Origin of the sequence: Paracoccus jeotgali, from assembly GCF_002865605.1 — a bacterium.
Taxonomy (GTDB): domain Bacteria; phylum Pseudomonadota; class Alphaproteobacteria; order Rhodobacterales; family Rhodobacteraceae; genus Paracoccus; species Paracoccus jeotgali.
The window spans coordinates 933,959-945,436 of the sequence record NZ_CP025583.1 but is presented as its reverse complement, the minus strand read 5'-3'; the positions used below and the strand labels follow the sequence as shown (position 1 = coordinate 945,436).

Genomic DNA, 11,478 nt, shown 5'->3' with positions numbered 1-11,478 from the left:
GATAGGCTAGAAGCGGGCGGCGAAGGAGGCCCCGATGACCGACCAGCCGACCCCGATGATGGCGCAGTATCTGGCGATCCGCGAGGCCAATCCGGGCGCGCTGCTGTTCTATCGCATGGGCGATTTCTACGAGATGTTCTTCGACGACGCGGTGGCGGCGGCGGCGGCGCTGGATATCGCGCTGACCCGGCGCGGCACCCATCAGGGCCAGCCGATCCCGATGTGCGGGGTGCCCGTCCACGCCGCCGAAAGCTATCTGCTGACGCTGATCCGCAAGGGGTTTCGCGTAGCCATCGCCGAGCAGATGGAAGACCCGGCCGAGGCGCGCAAGCGGGGCAGCAAATCGGTCGTCGCCCGCGATGTCGTGCGGCTGGTCACGCCCGGCACGCTGACCGAAGAATCGCTGCTGGAAGCGCGGCGGCACAACTTTCTCGCCGCCTACGCCACGGTGCGCGACGACGCGGCGCTGGCCTGGGTCGATATCTCGACCGGGACGCTGCGGGTGATGAACTGCCCGTCGTCGCGGCTGGCCCCGGAACTGGCCCGCATTGCGCCGCGCGAATTGCTGGCCGTCGAGGGCAGCGGCCTTGACGATCTGGCCACCGATCAAGGCAGCGTGCTGACCGAACTGCCGGCGGCGAGTTTCGATTCCGCCGCGGCCGCGCGGCGGTTGGCGGCGCTGTTCCGGGTCGAGACGCTGGACGGCTTCGGCAGCTTTTCGCGGGCCGAACTGGCGGCGATGGGGGCGCTGGCGGCCTATCTCGACATGACGCAAAAGGCGCAGATGCCGCTGATCCGCCCGCCGCTGCGCGAGGATGCGCAGGGCGCGATGCAGATCGACGCGGCCACCCGGCGTAATCTGGAACTGACGCAGGCGCTGTCGGGCGGGCGCGAGGGCTCGCTGCTGGCCGCCATCGACCGCAGCGTGACGGCGGCGGGCGCAAGGCTGCTGGAACGGCGGATCAGCGCGCCCTCGCGCGATATGGGCGTGATCCGGGCGCGGCATGACGCGGTGGGCTGGCTGCTGGCCGATACCGGGCTGACCGCGCGCCTGCGCGAGGCGCTGGCGCGGGTGCCGGACATGGACCGCGCTGTGTCGCGGCTGGCGCTGGAACGCGGCGGGCCGCGCGATCTGTCGGCGATCCGCGCCGGGCTGACGCAGGGGCTGGCGGTCGCGGCGCTGCTGGGCGATGACGCGCCCCCGCTGCTGGCCGAGGCGGTCGGCGCGTTGTCCGGGCACGAGGCGCTGATCGACCTGCTCGACGACGCGCTGGTGGCCGAACCGCCGCTGCTGGCCCGCGATGGCGGCTTCACCGCCAGCGGCTTTGACGCGGATCTGGACGAGACCCGCCGCCTGCGCGACGAGGGACGCGGCGTGATCGCGCAGATGCAGGCCGATTACGTCGCCCGCAGCGGCGTCGGCAGCCTGAAGATCAAGCACAACAACGTTCTGGGCTATTTCATCGAGACCACCGCGACTCACGCCGAAAAGATGCTGGCCCCGCCGCTGTCGCAAATCTTCATCCACCGCCAGACCACCGCCAACCAGATCCGCTTCACCACGGTCGAGCTGTCGGAGCTGGAAACCCGCATCCTGAACGCCCGCGACCGCGCGCTGGAGATCGAACGCGGCATCTTCGCCCGGCTGCGCGACGCGGTGCTGGCGCAGGCAGGGCCGGTCGGACAGGCGGCGCGCGCGCTGGCCGAGATCGACCTGGCGGCCGCGCTGGGCGATCTGGCGGCGGAGCAGGACTGGACGCGGCCCGTCATCGACGACAGCCGCGCCTTTCTGATCGAAGGCGGCCGCCATCCGGTGGTCGAGGCCGCGCTGCGCCGCAAATCGCAAAGCTTCGTCGCCAATGACTGCGCCCTGACCGAGGGCGAGACGCCCGCAATCTGGCTGCTGACCGGGCCGAACATGGCCGGGAAATCGACCTTTCTGCGCCAGAACGCGCTGATCGCCATTCTCGCGCAGGCGGGCAGCTTCGTGCCGGCAACGCGGGCGCATCTGGGGCTGGTCAGCCAGCTCTTCAGCCGGGTGGGTGCCGCCGACGATCTGGCGCGGGGACGTTCGACCTTCATGGTCGAGATGGTCGAGACGGCGGCGATCCTCAATCAGGCCGACGACCGCGCGCTGGTGATCCTGGACGAGATCGGGCGCGGCACCGCGACCTGGGACGGGCTGTCCATCGCCTGGGCGGTGATGGAGCATCTGCACGCTGTCAACCGCTGCCGGGCGCTGTTCGCGACGCATTACCACGAGCTGACCGCCCTCGCCGCCCGGCTGGACGGGGTCGAGAACGCCACCGTCGCGGTCCGCGAATGGGAAGGCGACGTGATTTTCCTGCACGAGGTGATCCGGGGCGCGGCCGACCGGTCCTATGGCGTTCAGGTGGCCCGGCTGGCCGGTCTGCCCGACGCGGCCGTCGCCCGCGCCCGCGACATCCTGACCAGCCTCGAATCCGGCGAGCGAGAGGGCGCGGCGCGTCCGGCCGCGATCATCGACGACCTGCCGCTGTTCCGCGCCGCGCCGCCTGCCCCGGCCCCCGCCCGCACGGCCCCCAGCCCCGTCGATGACCGCCTGCGCGAGATCCAGCCCGATAGCCTGTCCCCGCGCGAGGCGCTCGACCTGATCTATGAGCTGAAGGGGCTGACCGCCTGACGCCCGCTTCACGCCGGTTTGATCGCGCCGCGGTGGCGCAGGGGCGTCATTGCCGCGCATACAGGCGGAAACCCGTCAGGCGGTTGCGGGGCGGTTTTCATCCTGACCCGATGCCTGTAGCATCCGCGAAAAAGAGCAGAGGCAGCCATGAACAGGTTTTTGAAACTTGCGATCCTGATGCTGGTCGCATCCTGCGGCGGAGGCGGCAATTTCTCGGCCCCGCGCGATCTGGACAATGCCTGCAACATTGTCCGCGAGCGTCCCGCCTATCACCGCGCCATGCTGCGGGCCGAGAAACGCTGGGGCGTGCCGGTGGCGGTGCAGATGGCCTCGATCCATCAGGAATCGAAATTCATCGGCGACGCGCGCACGCCGCATCAATACGCCCTCGGCATCATCCCGATCGGACGCCAAAGCTCGGCCTATGGCTATAGCCAAGCGCTGGACGGGACGTGGGAGGAGTATCTGCAGCAGACCGGCAACCGCCGGGCGCGGCGCGACAATATCAACGACGCGACCGATTTCATGGGCTGGTATATGGATGGCAGCGCGCGCCGGCTGGGGATTTCGAAATGGGACGCGCGCGCGCAATACCTCGCCTATCACGAGGGGCGGTCCGGCTATGCGCGGGGGTCCTATCTCAGCAAGGGCTGGCTGGTGAACGTGGCCGCCCGCGTGCAGGGCCGGGCCGAGATGTATCACGCCCAGCTTCGCAGCTGCCGCTAGGCCAGGACAGGGCCAGCGGCCCTGCCCCGCCTGCGCCTTACTTGCGGCGCTGGACTTCGCTTTCCAGCGCGAAGGTCGAGGGCTTGAAGCTGACGCCCTTTTTCATCTCGCCCAGAATCACCGTAGTTTTCTTGCCGGTATCGTCGGTCACGACCCATTGACGCAGCTCGGTCGGGGCGGTGAAGACCATCTCGATATTGCCGTATTCGGGATGGGCGGGGTCCTGCGCCTTGACGACGGTGGTGTTCTTCCGCTCGCTATGGCCGACCACCATGCCCGCCCGCGACAGGTTCACGTTCTGCCCGAGGATCAGCGACAGCGGGGTCTGGTTCAGCGGATAGATCTGCGGACCCTGGTTCGATTTCGCGTCGAACACCGCCACCTGCCCGCCCGAGGCGAGCATGAGCTGGTTCGAGTTCTTGTATTCGAACCGGACCCGGTTCGGGCGCTGGATATAAACCGTCCCGGCCGAGATCGAGCCGTCCGGGTTCACCTGCGTGAACTCGGATTGCAGCGTGGTCAGGCTGTTGAGATAGTTGGAAATGGTGTTGAGCGGGATCTTCTCGGCCAGGGCCGCGGGCGCGGTGGCAAGAAGGGCGAGAACGGGCGCGACAGCGAGAGACAGCTTTTTCATGCGTCCTTTATGACTGGCTAGAGAGCGGGTTGCACATCACCTTGCGGCGACGAATCAGCCGGTCAACGCGCACGCCAGCGTGAGCGTTCCGGGCGTCATCGGGCGGCGCTACTGCGCGAACAGCCCGTCCCAGTCGCGAAAGCCCTTGATCTCGATGGGATTGCCCGAGGGATCGGCAAAGAACATGGTCGACTGCTCGCCCGGCTCGCCGGCGAAGCGCGTCTGCGGCGGCAGGATGAACTGGACGGCCGCGGCTTCCAGCCGGTCGGCCAGCTTCGTCCAGTCGTCATGGCGCATGACCAGCCCCAGATGCGGCATCGGCACCAGATGGTCGCCCACCTTGCCGGTGCGCGTGGTGGCGAAGGGCTCGCCCAGATGCAGGCTGATCTGGTGGCCGAAAAAGTCGTAATCGACCCAGCTATCGGTGCTGCGCCCCTCGGTGCAGCCCAGCAGATCGCCGTAAAAGGCGCGGGCCTCGTCAAGGTCGCGGACGTGATAGGCAAGGTGAAAGCGGGTGTCCATGTCGGCTCCTGTCGCGGTGAATCGGCGCCAGACTGCACCTGACCGGCGCCGAGGCCAAGCCGGAAGGCGCTAGGGGACGCGGGTCGGGCGCTGCGGGCGAGACCGTGACCCGACGCTGCCGATGAAGACGCTGCCAATGAAACAGACCCCTCGCGGGCGCGAAGGGTCTGTCTCCTCCCGCGTCGGGCGGGCGACCTCCTCGTCGCGCGCCCTGCGTATGCCGTTGCGTCACGATCACGAATGCTTGACGCCCTGTCTGTTTGCCCCATCGCCCCCGCCTCTGTCAACCTTCGCCTGCGGCGCGTGGTCGCGCCCGGTGCTTGACGCCCCTGCCCGTCAGGCGCATGACATTGCGGAAATCTGCAACCAAGGAGCAGTCCATGTCCCGCACCGTCTACCTGAATGGCGACTATCTTCCCGAAGCCGAGGCGCGCGTCTCGGTCTTTGATCGCGGTTTCGTCATGGCCGACGGGGTGTACGAGGTGGTCAGCGTGCTGGACGGCAAGCTGATCGATTTCGAGGGGCATCAGGCGCGGCTGAAGCGCTCGCTGGATGCGCTGGAAATCCGCAACCCGCTGTCGGACGACGAATACCTGACCGCCTTCCGCGAGCTGGTGCAGCGCAACGGGATCGACGAGGGGCTGGTTTACCTGCAGGTCACGCGCGGCAATCCGGGCGACCGCGATTTCGCCTATCCGCCCGCCGACACGCCGCCGACCGTGGTGGCCTTTACCCAGTCCAAGCCCGGCCTCGCCGACAACCCCGCCGCCCGGACGGGGCTGAAGATCGTCACCCTGCCGGACGAGCGGTGGGGCCGTCGCGACATCAAGACGGTGCAGCTTCTCTACCCGTCGATGGCCAAGATGGCGGCCAAGGCACAAGGCGCGGATGATGCTTGGCTGGTGCAGGATGGCACGGTGACCGAGGGCACCTCGAACAACGCCTATATCCTGCGCGGCAACACAATCATCACTCGCGAACTGTCCCACGACATCCTGCACGGCATCACCCGTCAGGCGGTCCTGCGCTTCGCGGATGAGGCGCAGATGAGCGTCGAGGAACGCGCCTTCACCCCCGACGAGGCGAAATCGGCGGACGAGGCATTCATCACCTCGGCTTCAGCCTTCGTCATGCCGGTGGTCGAGATCGACGGCACCCCCGTCGGCAGCGGCAAGCCCGGCCCCGTCGCCGCCCGCCTGCGCGAAATCTATATCGACGAAATGCGCCGCCGCGCGATCTGAGGGCGAGGCGGCTGGGGCGCGGACGGATCGGCCCCGCCCGCGCCGCCTGATTGGCGGCGGCCAGGTGCGAGGAGTGTTCGGCGGACCGAGCCGTCGTATCTGCAACTTGCGCGGTAAGCCCGCCGTCTGACGCTACCGCAAGAGATTTGCGAGAGGATCGCAGCATCAGTCGAAACCGTCAGATCAGGAATCGGCCTCTGCACGCGCGCGCCGGATATTCCCTGCCCCACGCGCCATGGCGTCTGCTCACTCCTGACGCACACCGATCCCCGACCCCGGCGCGCGGATCGTCTCGCCGGGCAGGAAATGCGGCGCGAGGATCAGCTTGCCGCCTTCGGGACGCGGCTCTTTCCCCGCCACGATCCGCGCGGCCCGGCGCCCGATATCCTGCCGGCGGGCATCGGTCGTGGCCAGCCGGATCGGCAGCCCGTCCAGCAGATCGACGCCGTTGAACCCCGCAAGCCCCAGCTTGCCCGGTATATCATAACCCTGCTCGCGCGCCCATAACAGCCCGCCCGCGCCGATCATGTCATTGGAATAATAAAGAAACTCCAGATCCCGCTCGCGCGCGAGGATGCGCTCGGTCAACTCGCGCCCCTTCGCCAGCGACGAGCCGCCCTGATAGAACTCGCGCGCTGCCAGCGCGACCCCGGCCTCGGCCAGCGCCGCCTCGAACCCCGCGAGGCGCTTCTTTGCCCGATGATCCTCGGGCATATGGGTGCCGATGAAACCGATCCGGCGATAACCGGCGGCGAGTATCTCGGCCGCCATCTGGCGCCCCGCCTGCAGATGCGAGATGCCCACCGCGCAGTCGATCACATCGCCATCGACATCCATGATCTCGACCACCGGAACCGCCACCGCCTCGAGCATCGCCCGCGCCCCGCGGCTGTGCTCCAGCCCCGCCAGAATGACTCCCGAGGGCCGCCAGGACAGCATGTCGTAAAGCACCGTCTCCTCGCGCGCGGGCGAGTAATTCGTGACGCCGATGACAGGCTGCAGCGGCGTGTCGTCCAGCTCGGCCGAGATGCCGCTGAGCACATCGGGAAAGACCAGATTGGCGAGCGATGGGATGACCACGGCGACCAGGTTGACCTGCTGGCTGGCCAGCCCGCCGGCGATCTTGTTGGGGACGTAACCCAAGGTCTTGGCCGCCGTCAGCACCTTTTCCCGCGTCGCCGCCGAGACATCGCCACGGTTCCGCAGCACCCGACTGACTGTCATTTCCGACACGCCCGAAGCCTCGGACACGTCCCGCAAGGTCAGCGGGCGGCGTTTCTTGGGTTGAGACATGGCTGGCCCCGCTTGCCGTTTCTTCGAGTTAGCGCATGACAGAGGCCGCAGGCAAGCATCTTGCCAAAACGCTCCTATCCGGTCAAAAGAACGCAGGCGGCCCCGTGGCTCAACTGGATAGAGCAGCCCCCTCCTAAGGGGCAGGTTGCAGGTTCAAATCCTGCCGGGGTCACCAAACTTTCCATTGTTGACGATGGATCATATCTGTGCACAAAATGCGGTTTTCGTGCACACCCCCTGTCAAGAAGAAACGTGACCTCGACGGAAGGTATTATAAATCGTCCGTCACTACAGCGGGTTATGATGATGCGCGGCTGATCAGGGGCAACGCATCGTCTCGGAGGTAGAGATCTCCGAGCTTCCGCCCTTTCGGTTCATAGGGGGCAATGCTGCCCGCACGAAGGATTGCCCGCGCGGCATTGATCGACAAGGCGAACTCGTTCTGGACTATGCTGGGGGTCAGGAATCGGCGGCGGAAGGTCTCGACTGCCGATTTTGTGACCCGCCACTGCGGACGGCGGGTGGTGGGATGGATCACGTGTCTCGCCGGAATCTCACCTGCTTCGATCAGCGCCATGAGCCGTTCCATCTCTCGTATGCCGACGCTTCTACCAAACTCGGCCAGGGAAAGCTCGCCCGACAGGCTTTCGCGCGCCTGAATACGATCGCCGTAAGAAGATATCGCGGCCGCTGAGACCTGATAGCCATGATATCCTGCGCTTGGCTGAACATGCCGCACTTCGATATCACCCGAGCGGATGCCGTTGATGATGTCTGCGACACGGACTCCCGACCTAGCCTGTGCGGACTGGATGGCGATCCAGTCCCGAGCATCGACCGGCGTCGAGACATCGACAGCACATTTCCGCAACTCTTCGAGAAGCGACAACCCGTCATCTGGAAGCCACTTCCGCCGTGCCCCAGCCAGCGCCGTGCGCGGGGAGAGAACTCCCGCCTTCTTCAGCGCATCCAGCTCTACCCTCGTCGTGCCGAGTAGCGCACACATTGCTTTCGTGGTCACCAGCGATGGGATATTCGCCAGAAGTTGCGCGTATCCCTTGGCATCGAAGACGGCACGTGAGTCAGGCCGGGGATCATCAGCCGTCAATGCACCAGCTTCGATCAGCATCGGACGCAGGCGGACCGGGTCAATTCCTGCTTCTGCTGCGGCCGAACTGACGGAGTGTAGCCTGCGTCCATTCAGAACTGCGCCCAACACCTTTTCTCCCGCGGCAACAGGCCATATCTCCAACACTGCCTCCCGGAGAATATCTCGGAAAACGTCAAATGACGGTTCGTCCAATAAATGGGATTCCAGCGCGAAGATCAGCTTGCCATGTGCCTGGCGAACGGGGTCGGATACAGTGGCTGCGCCGGTTGAGGACGCCACAAGATGCGCCACGATCGCCTCTGGGCCATGTTCTACGATCGAAAAGCCAGCGGCCGCCGCTTCGTGCCGGTGTCGAATAGAGGCGTCGGAACCTGCATGGGGCAACAGCCCCTGTCCGAACAACCGGCAGAATGATGCACTTGCAGCCGTCGCTTGCGCCGCCAGCCAGGTCGGATCGGTTGTGCTGCTCAGCCGATCGTCCAGCCAGTCATCGAATCGGGACAGCTCGACACTGTCTCCATCCATGTCACCGGCCATGATCCTGTCGAGGATTCTCGACAACTGACCCTGCGCATCGAACCTCTGGACGGGCCGCGTCTCCGTCCAGAGCGGAACGAGCAACTTACGATGGCGCCGGCAGACAGATACTTCGCGCATCTGCCAGTCACCTCTCAGGGCCATGCGAGTTAGCGGTTCGGAAAGATTTCCTTGTGCGTCTTCCCGCAAGCACGTGGGGCAACCTTCAACGACAGGGTTGAGCAATGCACGAGAACCGACAGGCTCACCCCGGAACTGCAGACGGACCTTTCCTATCGGCATGCCGGTCCAGGAGAGCATCTCCTTCACGTCGCGGTCTCGCAGCCCTGCCCAGTTGGCCAAGCTGTTCACGACCTCTGGGTCGCCTCTGAGAAACCTTTTGAACGCCCCTCCGAGATCGTGGGCGAATTCCGGCGTGTCCACTCCCCTTGATGCTGCCAGCCGAGACAGGAACGACGGGAGGGTTTCGCGTGGCACAGGGCGCATTTGCGGCATCGGCAGGTCCTTTCAGGTCCCACCTTGTGCCGCAACTTGCGCGAAGGGTGAACCGTGTGGATGGGGTATCGTTTATACCGCGCCACGAACCGGCCGAAGAACGGCGATATGAGCGGCGCCACACTCTTCTTGTTAGCGCGCAGGAGTTCGTTTCAGCGGCTCATCCCATCGAGCCGAGGGATGGAGGGCTCAGCAATGGATGCATCAGAACAACTGGTGTTTGCGCACCGACATGACGGCTGCAACGGGCGGTAAGCAGCCTGACGGCGGTGCGGCATGGCAACCGCTGCATCGAGCCAATGTGGACATTCGTCGCTGACGCCACATCTTCGGCGGGAGATCGACGCGGAGGCGGAAGCAGCTGAACCGAGTGGCGGCAGCAAGCTTGACGAAAACTGATGCACAGGCGAGAAACTCTGAAACAACCAGGAGATCACGCTTTGGCCGACGTTGCTGCTCAACCTACCCCAGTCCAGTCAGTGTATGGTTGGCACAATGACGATCGGCTTTTTGTTAATCGGAGGTATCAGCGCAAACTGGTTTGGACGCTGGAAGAGAAGCAAAAGCTTGTCGAATCCATCCTGAAGAAATATCCAATCCCGGCCATTCTGGTCGCGGAACGCGACGACGATCCGAACCGGTATGAAATCATTGATGGGTTGCAGCGCCTGAATGCCATTATCTCGTTCATCGAGGGGTCCTTCCCGACCGTGGACGGCAAGTATTTTGACGTCTCCAAATTTCCGACTGCCCAAGCGCGTAGAGAGGGAAATCTGTTTGAGCCGTTGTCGCAGGACGACGTTATTGGAGCGAGAGAAGTCGGCGTGCTTTTGGATTATTCTCTCGCAATTTCCATCATGAGGAAGGCGTCGGAGCGCGAGATTGATGATGTATTCGATCGCATCAACTCTTATGGTCACCGGCTGAGCGATCAAGAGCGGCGTCAGGCGGGAATTCAAAACGAATTCTCCGAATTGGTGAGGACAATTGCTTGCACTGTCCGGGGCGACGAGTCCGAAGCATCGCTTCCTCTCGCGAAGATGCCGAGTATCTCGATCGATCTGCCGATGACCAAACACGGTTACTTGGTGCGCGCGGAGGAAGTCTTCTGGGTTGACCAGGGAATCCTTCGATCAACGCATCTTCGGGACAGCATGGATGAACAGTGCATTGCGGATATAGCAGCCTGCATCGTCACGGGGTCAATGATCGAACGGTCTAAAGCCGAACTTGATAACATATATGAAAGTGGAACCGAGCGTTCGAACTCGGTTCTTGACGCGCTCAAGGTTTACGGCGCCGAAAAGCTAATGGATGAGATAAAATTCTGCATACAGCAGATTGAAGAAGTTTGCAACACAGGAAGTCCGGAGAAGCTCCGCAACATAATATTCGAGAGACGGAACACGAACGCTTTCCCCGCTGTTTTTTCGGTGATCTTCGTGGCATTTCATGAGATGATTATCGCGGAGAAGAAGAAGATCAGTGATTATCCGGCGCTCAAGAGGCAGTTAGTAAATCTGACTAATAGGATCGAAACGTCACGTCGGGCTACCTCGCCTGAAGAGAGGAGGACTAATGTCAACACGATCAAAGGGATCATCGGCCCTCATTTTCTGAACCAAGACCAGTCGGCCGAGATATACTCGAATCACGCGTCCGTAGATATCGATTCCGCCATACGCAGATCCTCTACGGAGTTATCATACTATGAGCTGAAGCAGGGCTTGGTAGCTCTAGGAGAAAAAAGAGAATTCAACGAAGGGCTTGTCGACCGCATTATCCAGACGATATGCGCCATTGCGAACAATGGGCCTGCCCGCGCTGGAAAGATATTAATCGGTGTATCGGATAATCAAGCCGATGCTGATCGCGCACTTGCTCTAGATAAGATTTCGCCGAGAAAAGTTGGGGATAAATTTGTCGTTGGTGTCGATCGGGAAGCCCGCATTCTTGGCAAGTCGCTCGAGGATTATATTGGGATAATTCGTCACCGAATTGGCAATTCCACGCTATCTGATCACCTAAAGACCGCAGTCCTATCGTCTATTGACTACAACTCCTACTATGGCCTCGGTATCATAATTATCACCGTCCCGCCGCAGACGGAGCAGTCACTGCTGGACGATACTGTCTTCTGGAGGGATGGCGATAACACCAAGGCGGCGGAGAGTATGAAGCAGGCGACGGACATCGCAAGACGTTTTTAGCGTTTGTTGGATGTCACTGAGAACTGACCCAGCATTGTCATCGAGAT

General features: G+C 63.4%; 8 protein-coding genes and 1 tRNA gene. 5 read left to right on the top strand and 4 right to left on the bottom strand.

Annotation, left to right across the window (positions count from 1 at the left end):
* Window positions 1-34 precede the first annotated feature (34 nt).
* Entirely contained in the window at window positions 35-2,662 is a 2,628-nt protein-coding gene (gene mutS / locus CYR75_RS04755) for a DNA mismatch repair protein MutS (protein WP_101499037.1), read from the top strand.
* A 147-nt stretch (window positions 2,663-2,809) separates the two neighbouring features.
* A complete protein-coding gene (locus CYR75_RS04750; protein WP_101499036.1) occupies window positions 2,810-3,388 on the top strand; it encodes a transglycosylase SLT domain-containing protein in 579 nt (192 codons plus the stop codon).
* Between the two features lie 37 nt (window positions 3,389-3,425).
* Here the strand turns inward: CYR75_RS04750 and CYR75_RS04745 are convergent, their stop codons facing one another.
* Together CYR75_RS04745 and CYR75_RS04740 are read right to left on the bottom strand one after the other, a co-directional pair.
* Window positions 3,426-4,022: a LolA family protein gene (locus CYR75_RS04745; protein WP_101499035.1), complete on the bottom strand. Its 597-nt coding sequence runs from the start codon at window positions 4,020-4,022 to the stop codon at window positions 3,426-3,428.
* Window positions 4,023-4,130: 108 nt separating this feature from the next.
* On the bottom strand, window positions 4,131-4,544 hold the full coding sequence (locus CYR75_RS04740) for a VOC family protein (RefSeq protein ID WP_101499034.1): 414 nt from the start codon (window positions 4,542-4,544) through the stop codon (window positions 4,131-4,133).
* Between the two features lie 380 nt (window positions 4,545-4,924).
* Between CYR75_RS04740 and CYR75_RS04735 the strand changes: the two genes are divergently transcribed.
* Window positions 4,925-5,785 (top strand): D-amino-acid transaminase, encoded by an 861-nt coding sequence (locus CYR75_RS04735; RefSeq protein WP_101499033.1) that lies wholly within the window; start codon window positions 4,925-4,927, stop codon window positions 5,783-5,785.
* A gap of 246 nt (window positions 5,786-6,031) precedes the next feature.
* On the opposite strand, the gene CYR75_RS04730 is transcribed toward CYR75_RS04735, so the two are convergent.
* Window positions 6,032-7,078, bottom strand: coding sequence for a LacI family DNA-binding transcriptional regulator (locus CYR75_RS04730; RefSeq protein WP_101499032.1), 1,047 nt, complete (start codon window positions 7,076-7,078; stop codon window positions 6,032-6,034).
* 98 nt (window positions 7,079-7,176) lie between these two features.
* Here CYR75_RS04730 and CYR75_RS04725 point away from each other — a divergent pair.
* Window positions 7,177-7,253, top strand: a tRNA-Arg gene (locus CYR75_RS04725).
* Between the two features lie 123 nt (window positions 7,254-7,376).
* Here the strand turns inward: CYR75_RS04725 and CYR75_RS04720 are convergent.
* Window positions 7,377-9,212 (bottom strand): TniQ family protein, encoded by a 1,836-nt coding sequence (locus tag CYR75_RS04720; protein ID WP_225972908.1) that lies wholly within the window; start codon window positions 9,210-9,212, stop codon window positions 7,377-7,379.
* Window positions 9,213-9,661: 449 nt separating this feature from the next.
* On the opposite strand from CYR75_RS04720, the gene CYR75_RS04715 reads away from it, so the two are divergent.
* Window positions 9,662-11,431, top strand: coding sequence for a GmrSD restriction endonuclease domain-containing protein (locus tag CYR75_RS04715; RefSeq protein WP_192876684.1), 1,770 nt, complete (start codon window positions 9,662-9,664; stop codon window positions 11,429-11,431).
* Window positions 11,432-11,478 lie beyond the last annotated feature (47 nt).